Annotated in this window: 25 protein-coding genes; 4 read left to right on the top strand and 21 right to left on the bottom strand. The window is 37.2% G+C overall.

The window, feature by feature from the left end:
* Nucleotides 1-443: 443 nt before the first annotated feature.
* The 12 genes from K7X70_RS16185 to K7X70_RS16130 form a co-directional block, all read right to left on the bottom strand.
* A complete protein-coding gene (locus K7X70_RS16185; protein ID WP_222538028.1) occupies nucleotides 444-1,247 on the bottom strand; it encodes a glycosyltransferase family 2 protein in 804 nt (267 codons plus the stop codon).
* Nucleotides 1,248-1,254: 7 nt separating this feature from the next.
* Nucleotides 1,255-2,406, bottom strand: coding sequence for a glycosyltransferase family 4 protein (locus K7X70_RS16180; RefSeq protein ID WP_222538027.1), 1,152 nt, complete (start codon nucleotides 2,404-2,406; stop codon nucleotides 1,255-1,257).
* A 24-nt stretch (nucleotides 2,407-2,430) separates the two neighbouring features.
* Nucleotides 2,431-3,600, bottom strand: a complete 1,170-nt coding sequence (locus K7X70_RS16175; protein ID WP_222538026.1) for a glycosyltransferase — start codon at nucleotides 3,598-3,600, stop codon at nucleotides 2,431-2,433.
* Nucleotides 3,601-3,611: 11 nt separating this feature from the next.
* Nucleotides 3,612-4,808, bottom strand: coding sequence for a glycosyltransferase (locus K7X70_RS16170; RefSeq protein WP_222538025.1), 1,197 nt, complete (start codon nucleotides 4,806-4,808; stop codon nucleotides 3,612-3,614).
* 13 nt (nucleotides 4,809-4,821) lie between these two features.
* Nucleotides 4,822-5,436, bottom strand: a complete 615-nt coding sequence (locus K7X70_RS16165) for an acyltransferase (protein ID WP_222538024.1) — start codon at nucleotides 5,434-5,436, stop codon at nucleotides 4,822-4,824.
* A 117-nt stretch (nucleotides 5,437-5,553) separates the two neighbouring features.
* Nucleotides 5,554-6,981, bottom strand: a complete 1,428-nt coding sequence (locus K7X70_RS16160; protein WP_222538023.1) for an O-antigen ligase family protein — start codon at nucleotides 6,979-6,981, stop codon at nucleotides 5,554-5,556.
* 74 nt (nucleotides 6,982-7,055) lie between these two features.
* A complete protein-coding gene (locus tag K7X70_RS16155; protein ID WP_222538022.1) occupies nucleotides 7,056-9,212 on the bottom strand; it encodes an exopolysaccharide transport family protein in 2,157 nt (718 codons plus the stop codon).
* A 22-nt stretch (nucleotides 9,213-9,234) separates the two neighbouring features.
* A complete protein-coding gene (locus K7X70_RS16150; RefSeq protein ID WP_222538021.1) occupies nucleotides 9,235-9,915 on the bottom strand; it encodes a TolC family protein in 681 nt (226 codons plus the stop codon).
* Between the two features lie 72 nt (nucleotides 9,916-9,987).
* Nucleotides 9,988-11,064: a sugar transferase gene (locus tag K7X70_RS16145; RefSeq protein WP_255607321.1), complete on the bottom strand. Its 1,077-nt coding sequence runs from the start codon at nucleotides 11,062-11,064 to the stop codon at nucleotides 9,988-9,990.
* Nucleotides 11,064-11,567: a response regulator gene (locus tag K7X70_RS16140; protein ID WP_255607320.1), complete on the bottom strand. Its 504-nt coding sequence runs from the start codon at nucleotides 11,565-11,567 to the stop codon at nucleotides 11,064-11,066. Before K7X70_RS16140 ends, K7X70_RS16145 begins: the two co-directional genes overlap by 1 nt.
* 89 nt (nucleotides 11,568-11,656) lie before the next feature.
* Nucleotides 11,657-11,917 (bottom strand): hypothetical protein, encoded by a 261-nt coding sequence (locus tag K7X70_RS16135; RefSeq protein WP_255607319.1) that lies wholly within the window; start codon nucleotides 11,915-11,917, stop codon nucleotides 11,657-11,659.
* Between the two features lie 415 nt (nucleotides 11,918-12,332).
* Nucleotides 12,333-12,542, bottom strand: a complete 210-nt coding sequence (locus K7X70_RS16130) for a hypothetical protein (RefSeq protein WP_222538019.1) — start codon at nucleotides 12,540-12,542, stop codon at nucleotides 12,333-12,335.
* 324 nt (nucleotides 12,543-12,866) lie between these two features.
* Between K7X70_RS16130 and K7X70_RS16125 the strand changes: the two genes are divergently transcribed.
* From K7X70_RS16125 to K7X70_RS16110, 4 genes are all read left to right on the top strand, one after another.
* Nucleotides 12,867-13,073 (top strand): cold-shock protein, encoded by a 207-nt coding sequence (locus tag K7X70_RS16125; protein ID WP_062548063.1) that lies wholly within the window; start codon nucleotides 12,867-12,869, stop codon nucleotides 13,071-13,073.
* A 73-nt stretch (nucleotides 13,074-13,146) separates the two neighbouring features.
* Complete coding sequence (locus K7X70_RS16120; RefSeq protein ID WP_222538018.1) at nucleotides 13,147-13,995, top strand: SDR family oxidoreductase; 849 nt, start codon at nucleotides 13,147-13,149, stop codon at nucleotides 13,993-13,995.
* A gap of 35 nt (nucleotides 13,996-14,030) precedes the next feature.
* The gene (locus tag K7X70_RS16115; protein WP_222538017.1) at nucleotides 14,031-15,419 is read left to right on the top strand and encodes an MBL fold metallo-hydrolase; all 1,389 of its coding nucleotides are present in this window, start codon (nucleotides 14,031-14,033) and stop codon (nucleotides 15,417-15,419) included.
* 200 nt (nucleotides 15,420-15,619) lie between these two features.
* Nucleotides 15,620-16,951, top strand: a complete 1,332-nt coding sequence (locus K7X70_RS16110; RefSeq protein ID WP_222538016.1) for an OmpA family protein — start codon at nucleotides 15,620-15,622, stop codon at nucleotides 16,949-16,951.
* Nucleotides 16,952-17,011: 60 nt separating this feature from the next.
* Here the strand turns inward: K7X70_RS16110 and K7X70_RS16105 are convergent, their stop codons facing one another.
* From K7X70_RS16105 to K7X70_RS16065, 9 genes are all read right to left on the bottom strand, one after another.
* Complete coding sequence (locus K7X70_RS16105) at nucleotides 17,012-17,365, bottom strand: hypothetical protein (RefSeq protein WP_222538015.1); 354 nt, start codon at nucleotides 17,363-17,365, stop codon at nucleotides 17,012-17,014.
* 115 nt (nucleotides 17,366-17,480) lie between these two features.
* Nucleotides 17,481-18,470 carry a TerC/Alx family metal homeostasis membrane protein gene (locus K7X70_RS16100; RefSeq protein WP_222538014.1) on the bottom strand — a complete coding sequence of 330 codons (990 nt, stop codon included), beginning with the start codon at nucleotides 18,468-18,470 and terminating at the stop codon, nucleotides 17,481-17,483.
* Between the two features lie 39 nt (nucleotides 18,471-18,509).
* The gene (locus K7X70_RS16095) at nucleotides 18,510-19,472 is read right to left on the bottom strand and encodes a hypothetical protein (protein WP_222538013.1); all 963 of its coding nucleotides are present in this window, start codon (nucleotides 19,470-19,472) and stop codon (nucleotides 18,510-18,512) included.
* An 8-nt stretch (nucleotides 19,473-19,480) separates the two neighbouring features.
* On the bottom strand, nucleotides 19,481-20,584 hold the full coding sequence (locus K7X70_RS16090) for a toxic anion resistance protein (protein ID WP_222538012.1): 1,104 nt from the start codon (nucleotides 20,582-20,584) through the stop codon (nucleotides 19,481-19,483).
* Nucleotides 20,585-20,616: 32 nt separating this feature from the next.
* A complete protein-coding gene (locus K7X70_RS16085) occupies nucleotides 20,617-21,231 on the bottom strand; it encodes a TerD family protein (RefSeq protein ID WP_222538011.1) in 615 nt (204 codons plus the stop codon).
* Nucleotides 21,232-21,237: 6 nt separating this feature from the next.
* Nucleotides 21,238-21,792, bottom strand: coding sequence for a TerD family protein (locus K7X70_RS16080; RefSeq protein WP_222538010.1), 555 nt, complete (start codon nucleotides 21,790-21,792; stop codon nucleotides 21,238-21,240).
* A 541-nt stretch (nucleotides 21,793-22,333) separates the two neighbouring features.
* The gene (locus K7X70_RS16075; RefSeq protein WP_222538009.1) at nucleotides 22,334-23,170 is read right to left on the bottom strand and encodes a phosphoribosyltransferase family protein; all 837 of its coding nucleotides are present in this window, start codon (nucleotides 23,168-23,170) and stop codon (nucleotides 22,334-22,336) included.
* Entirely contained in the window at nucleotides 23,167-23,862 is a 696-nt protein-coding gene (locus K7X70_RS16070) for an HAD family hydrolase (protein ID WP_222538008.1), read from the bottom strand. The genes K7X70_RS16075 and K7X70_RS16070 overlap by 4 nt, the downstream gene beginning before the upstream one ends.
* A 64-nt stretch (nucleotides 23,863-23,926) precedes the next feature.
* Complete coding sequence (locus tag K7X70_RS16065; RefSeq protein ID WP_222538007.1) at nucleotides 23,927-24,493, bottom strand: AraC family transcriptional regulator; 567 nt, start codon at nucleotides 24,491-24,493, stop codon at nucleotides 23,927-23,929.
* Nucleotides 24,494-24,580: the final 87 nt, after the last annotated feature.

Below are 24,580 nucleotides of genomic sequence, written 5' to 3'. Positions count from 1 at the left end.
AACTTAAAAATTACTGTTACTATTGCTAATGAGAGCAATTGTAACAAATAATCTACATATAAAAGCACGGGCTTGTCTCGCTGCCAAATTAGGCTTTTTCGAAAAAACCGCCAAAGCGAGTAATCGGGGAATATTTTCCTCGTTTTTCATCACTTCAGGAGTAAAAAATTAAAAACATTTATGACTTTTCCATGACAAACAAGTCTTTAAAAGATTGAAATTTCTCACAAAACAGTAACCCACAGGTTAAATTATTTACAAAAAGATAATATTGAGGAATATACTCCACAACATTAATTGATTATATAAAACCATTGGTGGTTACATCAAATTGCGAAAAAAAATAATGCCAAAGCAGCTACTTCATAAAAGCCAGCTCAATGTATGGCTGAACAAATTAGCAAATTCACGCAACAAAAGCGACTATAAAAATGAATTTAATATCATCCTAATAAAAATTTTGTCCTGGCTAAAAAAGCTCTGAACAGTCCACCTTGTTCCATTAACCTTCTGTCTGAAGTCCAAACCAGTGCACGGTTAGCTGTGATCTTATGAAGTTTTCCAAATTTACTTCTTAATTTCAGTGCTAGATACCCATCTTCGTTGGTATCAGGTGGATGATGATAACCATCAACCTGTAAGCCTTGATCCTTTCTGTATCCTGAACTGCAGCCATACACATACATCGCTTCGTCATTACTTCTTCGTTTTATGGCTTTGAAAAAGTCTCCGGCAGTTTCGTACAGAAAATAAGGAAATCGATGAGCAGGACCATCTGATACAAAAGCAAAACGGCCATAGGTACAAGCTACAGACTTATCTTTTAGCGGCAAGGAAAGTAAATCTACCCAATATGGGCTATAAAATGAATCTGCATCAGCATTCAAGATGATTTTTCCTTTTGCAGCCTGTAATCCAGCGTTCCTGGCATGAGTGACTCCCTGCTGTTTTTCTATTAGCCAGCTGGCACCACTAAGTTCAATCAACTCCTGTGTACGATCTGTAGAATTATTATTCACCACCAGTATTTCTACTTTTTGACTGGTAATGGTCTTGGACAGCGACCATAATGTTTTCAAAATAGAAGCCTCCTCATTGTATGCGGGAATACTTACAGTTACCTCTGCCTGATCTGAATGAAGACGTTTAATTCCTTCTCGGATTTCATCGATATGATCCAGGAACCATTGCCCATCGTATTGCTGTGCTTCCAGGTAAGCAGGAATTTTCAAGGGTCTGATTGGCATATACTTTTTATCCTTTTGATAATTGATTAAATGTACTATAAAGTGCCAGCAGTTGTGTTGCTGCAGCTTTCCATGTAAACTCTGCCGCTCTTTTCAGTCCTTTTTCTTTCAACTGAACTGCTAATTCTGAATCGTTCAGAATGGTGATCATTTGATCTTTTATCTGATGATAATCCAATGGATCAACAAACAATGCTGCATCAGCCGCTACTTCTGGCATAGAAGAAGTATTAGCAGTAATTACAGGGACGCCACAAGCCATAGCTTCTAATAACGGCAGACCAAAGCTCTCCCTCAATGAAGGGTAAAGGAAAAGCCTGCTGATATTATACAATAAAGGCATTTCTTCGGAGGCGATGTATCCTGGAAATAAGAAATCTTTTTCCAAATGCTGCTGACCTAGCTTTGCCAGCAATTCAAAGACCAGATTTTTATCGTAATCAAGAATCACCATTGGTATGCCATCAGGCACCTCTGCCTTATATGCTGCATAAGCTTTGATGACATTGAGCGTATTCTTTTTAGGAGCTGTATTCCCTAAAAAAAGTATAAAATCCAAAGGCAGTTGATGAGCTGCTCTAAATTCTGCTAATCGTTCAGGTGCATAATTGATATTGAACTTCGGACTCACCGCATTATAAATGACCTTCACCTTTTGCTCAGGCAAATTGAGTTTGTTTAAAATCACATTTCTTTCAAAGTTTGAAACCGTAATGATCAACTTACTCTTGTCTACGATTTTTGGAACAACAAACCTTCGATACAGATTGCCAAAATTCTGATAAGCTGTACCCTTAAAATCAGTTTTTTCCAAATAGATGATATCATGTAAAGTGAGCATCATTGGAACAGATAAGCGCAATGCAGAAGTATTACATGTAGAATGTAGAAAATCCAAATTATCTTTTTTTACTTCCGCAGGAAGCGTAAACTGCTCCCAGGTAAAATAAGAACTTGCTGGAAGTGATTTTATCTTAAAATTAGCAGTTTCTGATAAACATTTTTCATCCACATCCTTCCTTGCATATAGAATATACTCGTTATGCTGATCGATTTTCTGAATTTCGCGAATGAGTTCCAGTGCAACCACTTCCATTCCATGCTTCTTTTCCCTGAAAATACGCTGTACTTCTATACCTATTCGGAGTTTATCTTTCATTAGTTTTCAATTAATAACAGCAGTTTACTTATTTATTTTTTCTTCGTAATAATGTTCTGTGGCTACAGATATTTTATTTGCTTTTCGCACTTTCAATAAGGCAAGTATCTGAAAGTAAATGAATTTCGGAGCATTCTTTAGAGAATGATAAATCTTATCATCGGCTTTGAAGTGCCGCAATGCTTTAAATACAAAGGTAAAAAAGGTCAGCACCGCAACCACCCAATAAATTGCAAATAAAGGCATCAGGAACAAATCAGTTAAGAAGAAAAGGAAGGAAACCATCAGCAGCATAAATAGCGGTGGTCTCAACAATAGCACACTAAATAGAAATTGATTCCAATTTAAGCTGGAAATTGATTTAAATAGCAGTTTAGCTCCTAGATAAAGGTACTTAAACCAAGTATTTATCCACCTGGAGCGTTGGTTCACCAGCTGATCTGTTTTTGCCGTTTTCTCATCGTATACAATTGCCTGTTCCGCGAAGGCGATGCTATCTCCCCTATTTAAAATCTCATACTGTAGGATTTTATCAAAACCCGCTCCTGAAATTTCAAGGTGTTCCAGGCAGGAACGGTAAAGCGACAAAGTAAATGCCATTCCAGATCCTGACAATGCAGCGGAAGATCCCGCTTCGAACATTAACTTACGATCTACCAAACGGTAATAAATATCACCGGCCTCATCTAAGCAAGCATAGGTTGAATCTAGGTTTTTAGCTGCACGCACACCTTGGACCGCTTGATAGCCCTGATCAAAAACTACATTTAAGGCCTTAAAATAATTTGGGTGAACCAAGTTATCACTATCTATAATCGTCAGCCGTTCATGATCACGCCTAAAATTATGAATGGCATAAAAATGTGATTTCGTATTGGAGGCCAATACTTCAGCTGGCCTTAACACCACTACTCTTGGATCTTCAAAACTCAATTCACTAATGTCACAATTATCGGCCACCACATAAATGATATAATTAGAATAATCAGATTTAAGAATAGAATCGACTACAAGTGGGATTAAATTGACTTGCTGATAAGCAGTCACAATTACCGCATAATCAGCAGTTACAGGTTGAGCTGAAGGCTGAGCTTGCTTTCTGAATTTACCCGCTACTGATAAAATTAACGGCATAAAAAAATGTAGTCCAAATAAGACCTGTAACAATACGAGAAGAAAATACAATAGGTTCATGTATGCTGGTTTTATTTTTTGTTAATGGTCATTTCAATTGCCTCATTCATTTTAAGAATACAATTTTCCCAACTATGACTGGCGGCAAAAGACTTCCGATCTTCCTGAAGTGCTGAAGAATCCTCAGTCAATGCTTTCTCTATACATCTGATATAATCTTCTTTCGACTGTGCAAGATAAACATGTGCTTTAAAGATATCCATTGCACGTGTTTCCGTAGCTACCGTTGGTTTACCCATTGCCAGGTATTCATCTACTTTACGAGGATAATTTCCAATAGTCACCTGATTTACCAATTGTGGATTGATGCATACATCAAAATACTGCATGTATAAAGGTAAAGACTCCATTGGTTTGATCCCTGTAAATACAACATTGGGCAATTGATGCAGCACACTGTTTTTAAAATCTTCATCTTCTGGTCCAACCAGTACAATCGTCCAGTCTTTTCGTTGATTTGCCAGGTATCCAATCAGCTCAATATCTAATCTGATGCTTTGAAGAGCACCTACATAACCAATAATTGGGGTATGAATGTCTCTCAATTCCACTGGTTTTTCAGCATTAACATCATCTTTGAAAATCTCCAGATCACATCCCTGACCAATATCAAAAGAATTTTCATTATACTGTTTGCAATAGTCTGCAAGATAAACAGAATTTGCCATGCAAATATCATTACTCGCAATTAGCAGTGGCTCTAAACGCTCACCATGTCTTTTCCAATAATCAACTGCCAGCATATAATCCCTGGAGTAATAAATGCTCAAATAGGGATTCAACAGTGTATTCAAATAAAACCCTTTAAAGATCTCATTGTCATTAAACAATAGATAATCCTTAAAATCAAGTTCTTTAATCCCTTTAACAATCGCATCTGCAAATTTGACATTATTGCGTTTATTCAGAAAATTAAAAATTTTTTCATTTTTAATCCAATTGATAGACTCTACCAGACAATCCGGATATAAGTTCCATAAATTGTCTTGAATCTTAACTAAACCAGACTGTTTGCCTTTAATCACAGCAATACGCTGCTGAACTTTTGGATCTGTACGTTTCTTAAAAAGTGTAATTCTATCCAGAGGAGAATTCACATAAAGCACCCTGTTACTTTTGGAAAGCTCAAGCGCAATATTCTTACAATTACTACCTATATCGGTATCCCATGCCTGTTGGCCTATAATGATGATATCTCTACTGATCATTTGATGATTAAAGTTATAATTTATTCCAGGCTTTATCAGTGGCACTGTATTTCTTGACCACTTTTGCTGGATTTCCAACAGCTACACAAAACTCAGGTATATCTTTAGTAACGACACTACCTGCCCCAATAACGGAATGCTTACCAATAGTTACACCGGCCGTAATCACACTATTCGCACCAATCCATACCTCATCACCTATTGTAATTTGTTTACGTATCTCTTTTTGCAGACTTGGAGGGATATTCACATCCTCATAACCATGATTCAGGCCCGAAACCACAATATTCTGAGCCAGCATCACATGATGACCTATATTTACTGGGCCAATGATGACGCTTCCAATTCCAATCATCGTATGCGCTCCTATAATCACATCTCCAACGCCATTGTTTATGGTTACAAAATCTTCAATTACCGATCTTGTCCCCAACTCAAAATTATTGAAAGGAAAAACATCCATCCTACTGTTGAAACGCACAATGCTACCTTTTCCTCTTTTATGTTTAAAAGGATTAAGAAACAACCTCACCCACAACCTAGGCCTGTGGTCATTTGCAGGGATCAATAACCGATGCGCGATCTTTTTTAGCTTCGGATTTTCTTTGATTTTATTGATTAGAGACATATTAATGAATAGGTGCTACGTATGATATGGTCCATATCTATTTCTTCTTTCTAATTTCAAGAAAAAAGGCAATTGCAAAGCAGAGCAGACCAGGAATTAGAAAAATTTCAAATGGCATTAGCTTTCTGGTTTATCGTCAAAATTTGGACATAGGTAAATAAAAGCAAGAAACACAGCAACTACCAATGACGAAGGCATTGAATTGATCACTTCATTTCCATAACTACAGAAAAATATTCCTGTACAGGTAGCCATCATAGCTATTGCTTTATATCTTAACCCTTCGTTTCTGATATTCCATATAATGCCACAGCCCTGCCCAAAAATATACATCATGATACAGAACCAAGCTGTGAAACCGACAATTCCATACATCGCCCAAACTTTCACCCAATAACTATCAGGTTCAACTGTTGAGAGGAATTTGTCCTTATTGTATTCCTTACCCCAGGTTCCAATTACCCCCAGTCCTCCTCCAAATGGATGAGATTTCAAGTACTCTCCAATAATCTTTTGATTGTTAAAACGGACATTCAAAGAGGCTTCCTGAGGATCTAACGCTGTTCTTAAGCGATAAATCTGGTAATTACCATTACCGATATAAGTGTACTTTAGGACAAAAAAGAACGACAGTGCCAATGTACCACCTATGACCAGGACTTTAATGTTTTTTGTTAAGAATATAGCAAAAAAAGCGCCAACCAGCAGCGCAAAAAGCGCTCCCCTTGTTCCGGAGATGAGCATGCCATAAAAAGATAATCCAGCTGCAACAAAAAGAATCAGACGTTTCCACCATTTGTAAGGTCCTAAAGCCAAAACCATCGCCATCAATGCGAAGGAAGCCTGAGAAGCACCAAACTGTCCGGCATCACTATAAAATGAAAACACCCTCAACCTACCCCATAACACGTGAGTGACCTCCCCTCCATCAGTTAAAAACTGCTGTTCTCCAGGAGAAAGGCCAATAAATTGCTGTTTAAGCCCATTGATAGTCGCCAATAAAGACAAAGACAGGATTAAGATGAGAAAGAGGTTAAGTTTCTGTTTAGAATTATAAATTAAAAAAACCAATGGGGTAATCAAAATTGGAAAAAGTCCAGAACTTCTTATTTCCTGGAGCCAGCCCCTTACACTTGCACCGGCTGGATTGATAATCTCCATAAAGCTAATGAGGAACCAGGCGAGCATCAATTTGGTTAAGTTATTATTCAAACTTTTCCAATCGTACCTATTATTTAAAATAATCACTGCCAACCAAGTGAGCAGCAAAAAGATCTCAATTCCAATACCGTAAGGTAAACCACCGATTTCCCTGGCGAGAATTCCGAATAAGAAGCAATAAACAGTTAAAGCAGTAAGGCCAACAGCGGGATCTTGAAATAGAAAAATAATGAATATCACGACCAATGCCCCTACGATTAATATCACTGGGGCCAATGGAGATGCAAAGGTCAGCACACTCACCACAACGGAGAGCAACAAACCTAATAAAGAAATAATCACTGTCCGCCACGTTTGTGATAAGGATGATATAAATCGGATCATTGTGATCGGGGGTATATTTCAGTTAACATCAGCGGTCTGGATTTATAAAAATTCAGACCGCTGATGTTTAAATGCTATTTAATTTTCTTTAATTGAATCTTATTCAGAACCCAACCTAGAAAACCTGGCTGGTCCTTAATATAAGCAATCAGCTCTTTATCTCTGTCTTCCAATGATTTTCCGGACTCAAATACGGCAATATTTTTCTCGGTAAACAGTAACCATTCTTTGGCGATATTAATATCATGAAGACTGTTCACATCAATAATAATTACATCAAACTCATTTCTGAGTACTTCAAATCCAGCACGCAGATTTTTAGCATTCTGCATTTCCAGTAAGGAAGAATTGTTATCGTTTTTATTCAAAACAGTGATCAAATCTTCGGTTTGAATTTGCCTTTTTACCAGGAAGGTTTCAAAATCCTGACTTAAAGACAATTCTTTAGAATTAGATTTTACGACCTCAGTTTCCCCACCGATCAGTAATACCTTTTTTCCAATCATGGCAAAAGAATAGGCCAAGCTACTTGCAATAAAAGATTTACCTTCTTTGTCATTTAAACTGGTTACCCCTAAAATCTTAGTATCATCACTTTCAAATGCATTAGAAATCTCAAACCGCAGTGATCTCAACAGGTCCCGGTAGGCAGTATATTCAGGATTATTCTTATTGTCATTCCATACATTCCTCATACTAAGGTCAGCATCATGCATATAATTTAAACTGCCCAGCACTCTTGAGCTTGTTGCGGCCTCCAATTGTCTCGAATCACGTATGGTGTTGTCCAATAGAAAAATAATCAAGATGGCAACGAAACAGATAAAAAAGCTGGCTATTCCCGCTAAGCCGATATAAATAATCCCTTTTGACGGCATTGGAGGTCCTTCCAATCCAACCTGAGCCAACTGAAGTTTTAACGCAATATTTTGCTCAGTACGGGTTTGATTATAAGAGTCTAAAGAAGCCATATAATCTTTAGTCGCCAATTCAGCATCACGTTCATAGTTCTGAATACCAGCATCAAATGGAACCATGCTATTGTATTTGGCTTTCAGCATTGCCAATTCATTGTCAATAGACTTGATACTTCCCTTAGCCTGACTCACAGCAGTTTGCAAAGCCAATTTTTGTTGAATCAAACCTTGTCTTGAAGCTATAGGATTGGTTACATCACCATCAGAAATCCTCGAACTCAAACGATCAATTAGTCTGGAAAGAGAATCTATCCTTTTTTTATCGCTCACTTTAAAATTACCATCGATATATGCATCATTTGCCTCTTTCAACTGGTTCTTAAGGTTCACGATAGCTCTATTATCAACCGTAGAATTTCCTTGAGAAAAACTATCGCCGGATCGTCCATTCAATTTGGCATCAATATCGGCTATAGCCATCAGGTTGGCCTGAATCTCTCTAATTGCTTGAGCCTTACGCTCCTCATTAGCAGAAATCTGCGTATAAACAATTTCAGATTGTTTGTCGAGGTTTAACACCCCATTTCTCATCTTAAATTCCTTTAACGCAGCATTCTTGTCGTTCATTGTACCTTCCTTCTTTTTCAACAAGGAGTCCAAAAGCTGAATAGAATTATTTTGATTGGTGTTTACATCCCGTCCATAATTATTAATAAATTCTAAGGCTAAGGTATTCACGACAAAAGCAGAAAGCTTAGGATTTTCAGAAACGTAATTAACGTTTATAAAATCGCTATTGTCAGGTCTGTAAATGTTTAGTTTTTTCTCTATATCCTCTTTGTTATACCCCATAGAGGACAGGATATCGTACAATTTAAACTTGCCCTTATTGTCCAGAATCGTCACCACACTCTTTTGCTGTAGCTTTTCATTAAAAATCTGAATCAGCTCTTGGCGCTGGTTATTATTAAGAGAATCCAATTTTGGGCTATAAGGCTTAAAAGCCTCTTTTGGATTTTCAAGATCATGAAGAATGAGATGGTAAGAAAGAATACTCATAATCCTTCTCATTTTCATTCTTTCAATGATATTAGAAAATTGCTGATTTATTTTAAAGTAATCAGCATTCTGAGTTCCAGCTCCAACTACTTGCTTAGATTGATCCACAAGTCCAGTAGCAATTTGTGCCTCAGAGCTGTATTCCTTAGGAAGATTTTTTACCAGAAAGAAAGTAATGACTGCTGCCGTGATGGGCACCAAAATCAATAACCATTTATATTTATTAAGAACTTTTAAAAATGCTTTTATATCCATTATCAGGGGCTAAAATATTTATCTATTTAACTTCGGAAAGTTTGACACCAATAATTTCTTCCAATGAATCTTTAGCATTGAGCAAATTTACTTCTGACTGAATTTTTGCTGTATTCGCATTCGTCAAGTTAATTCTTGATTGATTATAGGTATCTAAAGTAATCTCGCCTTTTTCAAACTTATACAATTGATTATCAGCAACATTCTTATTATCCTGAACACTTTGAGTATAAATTTTCAGCTGGCTTATTTGTTGAATATACGCATAATATCTTCTTTTTACTTCAACAGCCAATGCAAGTTCATATTCATCTGCCTGATATTGTGCAATTTTCAGATCAGATTTAGCTTTTTTAGCAGTGAATGGTTTTTGTAAGAAAGCACCTAGGTTCACATTAATTCCGAACTGGAATCCATTTACATTATATGGATTTATAGGATCAATGACTGATTTCTTTTCAGGTCTGTAGAAATAAGATGCATTAAATATATCCAGATAGGATAGCGCAGTGATTGGCAATTCAGCTTTTGCCTTCGTTACGGTCTCATTCAATGCTTTTCTTCTTGGGTAATTCTGTTTTGCTAATGCAATGTATTTCTCCAAATCAGCATATTTAATATCGCCGATAATTGATTCCTGAGCGTAAGTATCTAGGCTTATAAACATTAATACAATTAATGCCATTTTAAATAGATTTTTCATGATTTAGTGTGGTTAAGAGAATTTTATTTAAGCGTTTATTTTTTTGTTTCTAATTAAGATTATGTGTTGAGGCTAAACTTGTTCCTTTTGAATCAATGCAGGAATCGTTTTCAATATAATTTTAAGGTCCAGTAATATCGAATAATTGTCTGCGTAAAAGTTATCTAACTCCTTGCGTTCTGTTTCAGACATATCTTTCTTCCCTCTTTTGCTGATTTGCCATAAACCGGTTAAGCCTGCAGGACCAAGGAACCTGGTAGACCATTCATTGGTGGTCAGCTGCTCAGCTTCATATAAAGGCAAGGGGCGATTTCCTACCAGCGACATGTCACCGATAAACACATTGATCAACTGTGGCAGCTCATCGATACTCGTTTTCCTTAAAAATGCACCCAGCTTCGTTATTCTTGGATCGTCTTTAAACTTTACAAAAGCCGCTTTACCGTTCTTTTTATCTGATTCATTGGCATATTGATTCAAATTAGCAATGGAATCAAGCATCTTATCTGCATCACTTCTCATCGAGCGGAATTTATAGAAATTAAAAATGCGATACCCTGCACCTACCCTTTTACTCTTGTAAACTACAGGGCCTTTGGATTCTAATTTGATTAAGATGGCGACAACGATGAACAATGGAAATAAAAATAGCAGTGCCATGCCTGATGCAATCACATCAAATGCACGTTTTGCGAAGGGAGTTTGGTATTCCACCTCTACTGTTTGAGCCAATTCCATTAATTTAGGTTTGATTAACTTAAATTTAACTAAAAAATTAAGTCTTTCACAAAAATCTTCCAGAGGAAATGGATAGGTATAATAATCATTTACCTTCAGCTCCAAAGCTTGCTGTCTCCATTTCTTATCTTCTTTGATGCCAAGCAGCACAATGATCAATCCCTGAAGTAGAGGGTTCTTCTTAATTTCTCTAATCTGATCAAAGCAGTTCTTGTTATCATCCACTTCAATTAAAATAATATCCGGCAGGGTTAGTAAAGACTGTTGATCCAGATACCTCTTAAAATCTTCAGGATCATCCATTTGCTCTACATTGGCATCAAATTCGTCGGAAATCACACTTTTAAGGAGCTTTCCGAAATGCACAATTTTAGCATTAATTTGAGGACGATTAATTGTAGACGTGTTCATTATGCGATAAGTTGAGCAATTTGCGTTTTTAATGTTGCCGGATTAAAAGGTTTTTCCAAATAACTGTCTATTTTAAACGGCATATTTTTTACTTTTTCAGCAAGATCCTCGGCGCCCGACAATAAGATTACCGGTGTATTTCTATAGAAGCCACTTATTTTAAGGTTTCTGATTAAAGAACTTCCATCAAAATAAGGCATCATCAAATCAGATATAATCAGGTCAGGATCATTGCCTTCTTCTAACCATGCAATTGCTTCTATCCCACTTTTTTTAATGATTAAATCATAATCTGCGGCCAAAATGAAACTCAACAGCTTGAGAATACTAAGTTCGTCATCTACAATTAATATGCTTTTTCTGTGACTAGTTTTACTTTCCATGTATTCTTTAGTGTGCGTCTTGCCAGAACTCCACAACAAAAACTTATCCAAATATGGAGCGTCATCTGTTTCAGTTGATCTGGTTGTACTATTGTTGTTACTGATTTTATCTGTAAACATAATGCTTTTTCTAGTTAAACCTTTATTAAACTTTCTTTGATTTAAAAAAAAGCAGGAATTATTTCATTCCATATTTCCTACCAGCTCATTTATTTAATATTTATCTCAAATGTCTTCTTGCGGCGTTCACCAGCAGACCACTTATTCAATTCATTAGACACTACCCGACCGAAAGAATCGACCACTAAAACCCTTATTTTTTGTTCTTCTTTGGAAAGTACTTCTGTCACCAAGGCAAAATCACCAGAGTAATAAAAAGCCATATCATTGCTTCCCTGGTCAATCCCTACTTTATAGTCCTTGCTATTGACCTGATACGTCACTTCGCAATTACTACATTCGACTCTCAATAGCCCTTCACGCTTTAAAATCACATGATCAAGACTATCTAAAGAATTGTCTTTCTTACAGCTGCTTAAAAAAGCAACCATTACTATTAACAATAAGGGATATAAAAGGCGCATTTTCCTGTAATTTAACAAGATATTAAAGGAAAAAACCAAGCCAAGCCTGTATTTTTCGGAAATGAAGGCAAAAATAAACTCATAAACTCAGGCCTAAGCCAATTGAGACCTATTTTCTATATTAAAAATATGATTGATGATTTGATAAACCTTAAATTAAAGGAGGTTTATTTTCCCAATAAACGCCCCATTGTGGGCATTTTTCTACAACTATTCGAACTGTCGAAATGCGTGTTACACCGCCAAATCAGCTTTTAAAGCATCTTTTCGGACCAATAAATACGGCTCATGCTGTGCAGTTTTATTTGTCCATTAATGAACTCCGTTCCGCTGGAAAGTTCGGATACTTCAGGTCATTTTCCCCATCGGGATTCCCCGTCACTCTTTCATGGTCGCTATTCAAATAACCATTAAATGAAAAATCTTCAGAAGAACCATCGGCATCTAAACCAAGGTTATTTTTTTCCTCATAAATTCTATTGCTCAGCTGATTTTTCCTGTAATTCATCATATTGTGCCTATAATTCTTTAATTACTACCATTAAACTACCCCTGCAATTTTACTATCTGGAACAAGTTTCCAGCTGATATCAAAAGATACTGGGCTAACATTAAGGAGTTAAATCACATCAGTACCAGACCATAGCCTGGGTAGTGAACCAAAATGAAAGCGAATTACCGGTTGATCATCGCCTCGATAAATTAACAAGTCCCTCTAAGATAGGTTTTAACAAAATAAAATTTCCTATATTTAAAATATGCTCCACCCTCACTTTAAGATTTTGATATTAATATTCAATTCATTATTTTCACCTCGAAATATATATATAATAATATGCGTACAACAGGAAAAGTTAAATGGTTTAATTCTGCAAAAGGGTTTGGATTTATAACTCCAGAAGATGGAGGAAAAGATATTTTCGTACATTTTTCTGCGATTGCAGGAGATTCATTCAGAGAATTGAATGAAGGAGACAGCGTAGAATTCGAATTGAATGAAGGAAAAAAAGGTCCTGAGGCTTCAAACGTAACCGTTCTTTAGTCTTTACATTCATTGTATAAAGGGGGTATGCTCAGGCATTACCCCTTTTTTATTTAACCAGCAACGCATTCCCATGCAAACTAACTCAAAAGTAATCAAAAAACCGACCGTCAGCATTCTTGGCTGTGGCTGGTATGGATTAGCGCTCGCTAAGCGCCTCCTATCTGCCGGCTACCAGGTAAAAGGGTCCAGCACCAGTCTGGAGAAAATGGAACTGCTTTCTTCCCTATCTATCCAACCTTTCCTGCTCAATTTTCAGGAGGATGCCATAGAAAGTCATCCAGAGTTTTTCCAAACAGACCTTCTGCTGATCGCTATACCTCCTAAAAGAAATACTTCCGAACAGGCCTCCTTTTTAGGGAAAATCCAAAAGATAGCGACATTAGCTCAAGCTCAAAAAGTACCACAGGTGATCTTTATCAGTTCCACTGCTGTTTACGGAGAAGCTAATGCGGAAATAACCAGCTTAAGTCCGGCAATACCTGATACTGCTTCCGGTAAAGCCATGCTGGAAACAGAACAATGGTTAAGCGCCAATCCTTCTTTTACCACCACCATTCTGCGTTTTGCCGGATTAATCGGCCCGGGGAGAAATCCAGGAAGGTTCTTTGCCGGAAAACAGAACATTCCAAACGGACGGGCTCCGGTAAATCTGGTGCATCAGGAAGACTGTGTAGAATTTACGCTGGCCTTGATTGAGCAGGCTGCCTTTGGTCACATATATAATGTATGCAGTCCTGACCATCCCAGTAAACAAGTCTTTTATGTTAAAGCTGCACAACAAGCTCAGTTGCCTTTACCAGCCTTCAATGATGAATTATTAAATTGGAAAATTGTTTCCGGAGCACCTTCCAATACGGCCTTGCAATACCAATACCGGATCGCTGATTTTTCGGAATGGATGGATCGCAATAAATTTTAAATTGATATATTGCTGCATTTAAGGAATACCGGAATATGAAATTGACCATTTGGGGAGCAGCAAGACAGGTAACAGGGAGCATGCATCTGCTGGAATTAGAAGATTACAAAATATTGGTAGATTGTGGTCTGGATTATGAGAAAGAGACTTATCAGGAAGAGAACCAATACTTTCCATTTGATCCTGCCGCTATAGATGTAGTGATCCTTACCCATGCTCATATTGACCACTCTGGAAATCTGCCAACTCTAATCAGAATGGGCTTTGAAGGCCAGATCTTATGTACCCCACCTACTGCCGACCTCACGGAATTGCTTTTACTTGATTCTGTTAACATTTTTCTAAGTAAACAGAGCAAGCCAAGTAAAGGACGTAGAAAAAGAGGACCAGGTCCACAGCCACTCTATCTGCATAAACACGTTATGGATACGGTTGACCGCTTTGTGACCCTTAACTTCCATAAACCATTCCGCCTCAATTCGGAGGTCAGTCTCGAATTTATCCCCGTAGGTCACCTGCTTGGCGCAGCAGCAGTTGTTTTGACCGTAGAAGATCAGGGAATTACTAAGAAAATAGCATTTACCGGTGATATTGGCCGGAGTAACTATCCTGTATTATCCGATCCTGAACCCATTCCACAAGTTGACTATCTGGTTTCCGAATCTACTTATGGCGGAAGGCTCCACAGCAAAGAAATGAGCCTGGAGGAAAAACTGGTGACCACCATTCAGGAGTCCTGTATTAAATCCCCTGGGAGGTTAATCATTCCAGCCTTTAGCATAGGCAGAACACAGGCACTCGTATTTGCCTTAAATCAAATCTTCAGTAAAGGCTTACTTCCTTACGTAAAAATATTTGTAGATAGCCCCCTGGCGGAGTCTGCTACCGCTATTTACCGCAGACATCATCATTTACTAAATCAAGAGGCTCAGGAATTTTATAAACAAAAAGGAGATGAGTTTGAGTTTGAGGGGCTCTCTTATGTACAGGATAAACGTGAAAGTATTTCTATTTCCAATTACCATGAACCTTGTATCATCATTTCTTCGGCGGGAATGCTGGAAGGTGGAAGAATACAAGACCACTTATATTATAATATACAAAACTATTATTGCACCATCCTATTCATCGGCTATTGTTCAAAAGGCACATTAGGCCACCGCTTACTTCGTGGAGATTCTATAGTAAGATTAAGGAACCGGGACTTAATGGTGTATGCTGGAATTCAAAAAACAGATCTTTTGAGCGGGCATGGGGACCACCAGGATTTGGTGAATACTGTCAAACAGCAAGATTCTACGCTGTTAAAACAGGTGTTTTTAGTTCATGGCGAAGATAAAAGCACGCAAAGTCTTGCTGAAGCATTGCGGGAAATCAACTATAAAGTCAGCATTCCAGAGCTCGGAGAAGTTTTCGATTTATAATAAATGTCTAAAATACTATACACAATCTTAAAGCGTTGATCCCGATTTATGGAAATTCAGCCATTTTCCAAAAGACCAATAACTAACTCATTATTAACATATTCTTAAATATTTAAGCGCTAAAATGTGTTTGGCAAGATTATTTCAAGGGGGATTGTAGTTCAACAATTGAAGAACGCATTATCTAATTGAAAAAGAATATGAAATCCAACATTACAAAAGCCGCAATGGTAGTGACCCTATTGGGTGCTTCATCGCAATTATTCGCACAAGATACAACTCCTGAAACTACTGGCCGTTTCGGAAAAAAAGAGTTTCGCACCTGGTCTATTGGTGGTCATGCTGGTGTCCTGAGTTCAAACACTATTTTCAATGGTGCAACTAGAGATTACAATAGCGCTAGAGAAGCACTAGGTTACGGTGGGTATATCAAGAAACAAATCCTTCCAGCTTTAGGCTTACAAGCAGATTTCCTTGCTGGTAAAATAAAAGGCTCAGGACCATTAAATACACTTGGTACAACACCTCAATATTTAGGTAACAACAATACTTTTGAAACTCACCTGGAATGGTCTGCAGCTTTAACAGCAGTTTATAACCTGGCTAATATCAGCATTAACAACGAAAATGCAGTATTGATCCCTTACGTAAAAGGTGGTGTGGGTTATATGTCTTCAGGTGCTGAAACATCAAACGGTACAGTAACAGTACAGAACCATTACAAAGACGGATATTTTATCCCTGTAGGTGCAGGTTTCAAATTAGGCGTAGCTAAGGGTATTAACTTAGACTTCGGTTATGATGTAAACTTCACAAAAACTGCAGAATTTGACGGTTTAAATACTGGTAAATTTGATAAATTCTCTTACGGACATGCAGGTATTGAATTTGCATTGGGAAGTAAATCAAAACCACAATTACAAAACTACAGCTCATTAGCTAACTTACGTAATGAAAGTGCAGAAGAGAGTGCAGCATTAAGAAATGCATTGTCTACAGCTGAACAAAAAGCGGCAAGAGATAGAGAAATCTATGCTAAAGAAATGGGAGATGACGACGGAGATGGCGTAGCAAACAAATTTGACAAATGCCCTGGTACTCCATCAGGAACAGTTGTTGATGGTTCAGGATGTCCATTCGTTGCAGTAGCTCCTATCATCAAAGAAAAAATCATCATCACAGAAGCTGATCGTAAAGTAGTATCTGAGGCGATTAAAAACTTAGAATTTGATTTAGGAAAAGCAACCATTCGTGATAAATCTTTCCCTACTTTAAACCGTGTTGCGGCATTATTAGTAGAGAAAAACTTCAGCCTTAAATTAGCTGGTCACACAGATAACACTGGTTCTATGGCTTTAAACTTACGTTTATCGAAAGACAGAGCTGAAGCAGTTAAAGCTTACTTAGTTTCTCAAGGCGCTAATGCTTCACGTATTGAGGCAGTAGGTTACGGTCCAAACCAACCAATTGCAACCAATAAAACTGCAGCTGGCCGTCAACAGAACAGAAGAGTAGAATTTACATTGTACTAGTTTAATCAATTCATAAGAATGAAGACCGGCAAGCAATTGCCGGTTTTTTTATGTCCAAAATTAAAAGGAATCTGGCTCGCGTTCCGGGATAAAAACACCTGATACTTTCAATGTATTACGCAGTTCATCAATGATGAAACTGAGGATCATCGTTTCCATATCGGTTCGATCAATGGCACTGCATACGTTATATTCTTCCAGCTGATAAACAGCGGTAACACTCCCCTTCCCTGCTCCCTCAAACTTCAAACTATCCGCCCTTAATAGGACATGGCGCACCTTTTCTTTTGTATGGTATCCTTGCAGCATGAATGCTAAAGTCTCTTGATTAGCCTCCAACAACTCAAATATAGCCTTTTCCTTATCTCTGATAGAAAAGTCTGCTGGAAGGTTGATCTCTAAATGGTATTGCATGGTGACTGGTTTTCAGGGCCTCATTATAGATGCCGATTCAAATATAGAAATCTTATCACAAGAAAGGCCTGAGTTGATTAAAACCCAGGCCTTTTCCATAGAACTAATGTTGAGCTTATGCTGCTTTCTCTTTTGGTACAAAAATAATAGAAGCAATCACTGATAAAATCAACACCCCACCTACAATCGACAATGATAGTGGTGAAGAAATATGATAGAACGGTGCAATCACCATTTTAACCCCAATGAAGGATAAAATAATCGCCAATCCATATTTCAATAAGCTGAACATGTGGATGAAATTAGCCAATAGGAAATACAGGGCCCTTAGACCCAGGATGGCGAAAATGTTAGACGTATATAGAATTAATGGATCATCCGGAGCAATGGCAAAAATCGCAGGGATCGAATCTACTGCGAAAAGTAAATCTGTAAACTCAATTACCGCAACCACTACCAATAAAGGTGTAGCTACTTTGATTCCGTTTTCTACAGTAAAAAATTTACCGCCATCAAATTCCTTTGATACTTTAAAGAATTTATAAATCAACCGTGCACCAGCACTTTTACTAAAGTCTTTCTCTTCATCGTCATCGTCGTCTGCCACCCAGGATTTAATACCGGCGTAGACTAAGAAAAGACCAAAAATCAATAAGACTACATTGATGCGAATGACCTCACCAAATACGGTCATTTCAGGTAAATAAGTTAAGTTAATCAGTCCTACACCCGCGAAAATAAAGATTGCACGGAAAAGTAAGGCACCAATAATACCCCAGAATAACACCTTATGGTGTAATTCCTTAGGTACCTTAAAAAATCCAAATACCAGGATAAACACAAAGAGGTTATCGACCGACAATGCCTTCTCAATCCAGTATGCCGATTGAAATTGAGTAAACTTCTCAAATCCGGAGGTCACATAAATTACCCCGCTGAATGCCATAGATAATGTAATCCATACTACAGACCATATTGCAGCTTCCTTGCTGGTTACGGCATGTACCTTTTTATTAAAAACGCCTAAATCCAGCAGCAGCATCACGACGACCAGTACCGCAAACCCGATGATCACACCGGGATGATTAATCAAATTATTATCCATGTTAAATTGTTGTTTTAAAATTTTATTGTGTTAAAAATGCTAAAAAAGATCGGTTTTAAGCATTGCCTTTAAAATATTAGCCTGTACATCAAAATTATTCAGATGTTCCAAAAAATCTATATCTGAAATTTTCAGGTAATTCTCCTCCAGGAGGTCAATAATCTCCTTGGGAATATAGGTTTTTAGTGCTGCAGCACTACTTTCCAGTTTATCATTTTTGTAGGAAAGCTCCTGAATCATCTTTTCCTTTTCTGATAGGTTATTCGTCCAGTCGATATCCTTTAATACCTCCATATCACAAAAAAGAAAGAGGTTCCTGTTGGGGAAAAAGAGAAAATACCGATCCACTTCCAGGAACTTATAAACCTCAATGATCATTTGCCCTGACTTTAATCCGCAGAAAAACTCCGTTTTAAAATCGTACTTACAAAGAGTGCCCATTAACTTTCGTTCGATCGTCGCATGTATATTTAAATACACATTCTTAGGATCGTATTGAATCAGTTCACTCAACTGATCAGGAGTAATGTTATAATAAAAATCCTTAGCATATCTGGAGCTAAATGAATTGATATTTTTTGAAAAAGGAAAATCGGTACTCAACTCAGACAGTACCTCAAAAAGCTTCCTTAAAGACAAATTGATTTTTAAGGCTTGTTTCTGCTGGTCCAGCTTAAAATTCTTATCTGTAAAGACAGAATTACTCATTCGTTCGATCAGCTCCTTATTCAGCTCTATTTCATCATAGATCAGGCTGACATTCTTCTCATTATTTTTCTTTATTTTTCTAAGCAGCTCGATGACACTGGAGGTAAACTGGACATGAAAAAGTTCCAGTTTATCAATATCCAATTCTTCATTTTGCTCAAATAACTGATGTATCACCTGGCTGCGCAGGTAAATTTTGTAAACCGCTTCCTCCTCAAAAAACACAGAGAGCAGCTGTAAACGGCTGATCTCTGCGCGGGATTCCTTTAAAATATAATTACGGCGGTCATCCATCGATTTTTTTAATTAACGCGCGTCACGTTTTTCTTCAATTCAGATTCCAGAGTTTTCAATTCCCCATCCAACACTCTTCTGCTCTTCTCTCCTTCTTCATGAATTTTCTTCACCTCATTCAAGGTTTCGATCAACGATTGCGTAGTCATTTTCAGCGTATCTAATGATACTACTGTTTTTTCATTTTCCTTCGCCACATCAATACTATTCTGTTTCAGCATTTCTGCATTCTTTTGCAGAATCGTATTGGTCGTATCAGAAATCTTTTTCTGCATCTCTACATTGGCTTTTTGTCTTTGTAAAGCCACGGCAATAGTCAGCTGGTTTTTCCATACTGGAATGGTAGTAGATACAATAGACTGCGCTTTTTCAGCGATAGAAGTATTGTTATTCTGCACCACACGAATCTGAGCCAATGATTGCAACATGATAAAGCGGACAATTTTCATATCTGCCAAACGCCTGTCCAACCGGGTTACGAAATCTCTTAAATCAGCGATCTCATAGTCCTCAAAATCAGCAGGCCTGCCTTCCATTTCCGCCAGTTTCAATTTCAATTCTTCATACTTCAATTGTCCTGAAATAATCAGTTCTTCCATCTGGTGGATATAAGACACATTGTTATCAAACATGGTTTGCAATGAACTGTTGTCCTTGATAGAATTTAAACGGCCAGCTTTAATCTTATTAGTGATTTTGTCAATATTATTGACCACCACATCATATTTTTGAAAGAGTTTTTTAACGTCAACTACCAGATTCTTTAGAAAAGGGATTTTTGAAATAAAAGATTTAAAACCACTCTGTTCCAACTCAGTAACATCAATATAATTCAGCTCAGTTAGCAATTCATTAATCAAACCACCTACATCACCGCTGTTATAGGTTCTTACAGATGATAAAAAATCATTACTGTATTTCTCCATAGAGTTTTGCGCTTCTACTCCATAATTCAAGATAGAATTCACGTCAGAAGGCACAAGTGATTTATTAATTTCACTATATTTTTTCACCTCTTCCGGGCTGATTGTTGCCAAATCAACATTTCCATCCTTATCCAGTTTAACTGGAACAGGCGTCAGGCTTTGGGTATTATTCGGGTTTATTTCCATAATTCAATAAAATGTTCCTTTACCTTTAGAGTCTATAGATAGCTTTGTGTTACTGTATTCACTGTTTCTTCTAATTTCTTATCTTTAGTAGGCTCTCCGATCGCATTGAATTTCCATTCTCCGTTTCTCTTATAAAACACGCCTAAAACCATGGAAACATGACCAGCAAAACCTGCGCCATTTGCAATGTCGTATGTTGCAAACACTTCTCTTACCTGCTTCGGATTGCCTTCGTAGATACGAATAGAAGCGAAAGGAATAGCTCCAAAATCATGACCTCTAAAACTATTTAACACGAATGCTACATACTCTACTGCTGGATTTAGCTGCGAGAAATCTAAGGTAATCACCTCATTATCCAGGCCATCATCACCACCCATATCACCGGTTAAATCATCACCGCTATGTTTTACCGCACCATCTTTAGATTTTAAACTCCCGAAGTAAACTACATCTACCAGTTGTTTTTTATCATTATACAAAGCACAGCTTGCATCTAAATCTACTGCTTCTTTTGTTTTGCCAAAACCAAACATGCCTTTTTTCTCAATGGCACCCCAGTTAATTCCTACACAAATATTTTGAAGCTTGCTTCCGTTGCTCTTTTCAAGACTGATACGCTGTCCCTTTTGAAGATTAATTGCCATAATTTCTTATTGATATTTATTTAAATAATCCTGTAAACCACCTTTCATACCCATTCCTACCGCTTCGAATTTCCATTTTCCTTCACGCTTGTAAATTCTACCAAATTCTACTGCAGTTTCAATTGAAAAATCTTCTTCCAATTCATATTTCAAGATCACTTCATTGCTGGAAGCATCAAAAATACGAACAAAAGAATTTCTCACCTGGCCAAAATTCTGTTTTCTGTTTTCTGCATCATGAATGGTGACTACTACGCAAATCTCATTAACTTTAGGGTCTATTTTCGTCAAATCTATTTTGATTTGCTCATCATCACCATCGCCATCTCCGGTTAAGTTATCACCAGTATGTTCTACTGAACCGTCAGGAGAAACCAGATTGTTATAAAAAATCAAGTTTTGATCAGAAACTAATTTCTTTTGCTCATCTAGCATAAAAATCGAAGCATCTAAATCGAATGCAGTACCCGTAGTAGAACTATTGGTATCCCATCCCAGACCGATCGTAAATTTAGGAGCATCAATGCCCTCCCTTTGTCCTTTTTGCAAATTAATTGCCATATTTCATCAATTTTAAATTATAATCAATAATTAACAATACTGCTTCAAGCGTCTGTTTTTCCCTACAAATCTGCTGTTTCACAGATTCAATTTCTCAAAATTGACCACCATAATCAGTACCTGCAAAATATCATTTTTTAAGTGAAAAAACTAGCTTTTTAATGTAAAAAATAGGTTTTTTCTCGTATCGGATCTACCTATTTGAAGATCCTATGACAATTGTTTTTGATCTGCACTTCTCAAGACCATCACCGGCAGATCCAATTTCCGATGAGTATAGGAAGAATGAAGATGTGTTCGTGATTTCTTCAGATTTAACAGGTCCATCAATCTTGGTTGATAGATCATTTAGTCCTATTAGGGACCTATCAAGGTGCTAATAAAAATTTAATAAACATGATCTGTACTATACTGAAATAAGGTTACACTTTATCATCTATGGTTTAGACAATTGGATCCAGCCTCACTCCTGATCAGCATATTGAAAACAAAAAAAGCCCCTGTACTTTCATACAGAAGCTTCGATATTAATTTTAGCGTGCTAAATTACTTTGAAAGTTTGTTGATGCAAGTGATTTTTCAAATGATCCAGATTCTCCTCATAAGAAGGGATCGTATGGTAACTATTCCCTAGGGACAAGTCGTATAAACTCTCCAGAAACTCCAGACTCTGTTTTTCTATAAAAATGCAGAAATTTTCAAAATCGCTATTTAAGAGATACTTTACAATCCTGGTATTGACTGCAAAATTTCCACTTTTAATGATCTCATCCAGGTCGAATATTGATTTCACAGAATGATAGTTCAGGTGATTCTCCACATTCGGATGAATGTCTTTATTCACCAACTCCGCAAAATAAAGCATGTGGATGTCGTTTTTCAAACCATATTCCTTTACCATTTTAAGGATCATGCGCTCATGACTGCCGGTAATTTTGATGTCATCCAGAAAAAGCAGCGTCTTACCTGTTAAAAAATCTTTGTCGATATGAAAAGAATCATTGCCAATCAGGTTCATTCTTTCTTCCGCACTTAGTCCGCCGTAATCTTCCTTATACGTGATGGTTCGGTGTACTTTTGCTTCCTGCACCACCAATCCGCCATGCGCTACCAGCCAACGGTTTAAATGTGATACAAATGCATTTTTCATGGCAAAAGTTGCCGTCGGAATGAAACAAAAAGGACTGGAAATGACCACAATTTGCTCTGTAATCAAATTTTCCTGCAAATAATATTTAATAAAGCCTGCGGCTAAATCTTTCCCAAAAGCTTTAGAAACCAAATCATCACCAAACTTAAACCTGCTGTAATCATCCGCAGAAAAGCCGAAATCGACGGTATTGTTTATTTTATGAAGTGAGTAAGTATATGGGATCATGAGCGTAAGTGTGAAATTAATAAATCATTTGAATTGATCAGCAAGGTATGAATACCCATCGCCTTCGCTCCTTTTACATCTGCAACAGGATTATCACCGACGTGAATAATTTCATGTAAACCAATTTCAGGGTGCTTTACCCGATCAATGGTATCCAGCATCACTTGAAAAAATTCGGGATTAGGTTTAGATAAACGCAGTTCATCTGAATACAATTGAAAATCCAGGAATTCATCCAATTTCAAATGTTTTAGTACTTTTCTGAGTGTTTTTCCTTTAATAAAACCTGTATTACTTAAAATATTCAGAGTACTGAGCCCAGTTGATTTCAGTTCGCTTAACACGGTCAAAGAGGATTCGTTATAAATCAAAGGCATATTATTCAACAGCAGGCTTTCCATTTCCAGGTATAATCCCTCCAGGTCTACACCTTGAAATTCTGTTGAATAATCATTAATAATACTGATGACCATCAAATACATTTCGTCGGCATCGATATTTTTACCAGTCTTTTCATTAATGGCATTCACCATTAAATCTACCTGCCTGAAAACTAAGGCCACCTCCTCAATTGTTTTCTTTCTGGAATTGTAATGGGCATGAAAATATTTTGTCCGCTCCGTTTTAAAAGCCGGGTTGGATTTGATCAATGTCAGCCATAAATCAAATGAGTAGTGTTTGTAAAAAGGCATCTGTGTGTTTATATTTCCAGTTTAGAATGTAATTCGAAAGGTAATGTTACAAAAATCGGCAGGCTTATTTGATTTTATCCAAGGGTTTCCTTTTGTTTAAGCTAGAGGATTTATATTTACTGGGACTTAAACCGGTTACCGATTTAAATTGCGCTGATAGATGCGCACTGCTACTATAGCCCATTTTATAAGCGATTTCGTTCAGGTTCAGCTCTCCATATTCCAGCAATTCCTTCACCTTTTCTATTTTCTGTTGAATGATATATTTCTCAATGGTAAGGCCTTCTACGTCGGAAAACAATCGGCTCAGATAAGCATAATCCTTATCCAAACGATCTGCGATGATGGAAATCAGGCTCTGATGAACCTCGTTTAAATCTGAATAATGAACCAACTCAATCACCTTATTTTTAACCTGTTCTACCAGCTGATCCTTTTCCTTATCCATCAATTCAAAACCGAGCAGCTCCATAGTAGCTGAAATGTCCTGCAACTGATGGGCAGTTGGATCCGGAGCCACCTCCACTTTACCCAATGTAATGTCCTTTACCTCGAAATGAAGTTGCTCCAACTGCTGACGAACAATCATCACACATCGGTCGCACACCATATTCTTTACATATAACATCATAATCTAGCTCTCCGAAGTTAAAAAAACAATTACAAAAATAAGGTATTTTCTTTCCTGTAACTTACAAAATCCTGCTTAAAACTTATA

This window comes from Pedobacter polysacchareus (genome assembly GCF_019802255.1).
GTDB classification, from domain to species: domain Bacteria; phylum Bacteroidota; class Bacteroidia; order Sphingobacteriales; family Sphingobacteriaceae; genus Pedobacter; species Pedobacter polysacchareus.
The sequence above is the reverse complement of the archived record's forward strand: the minus strand, read 5'-3'. Positions and strand labels throughout refer to the sequence as shown.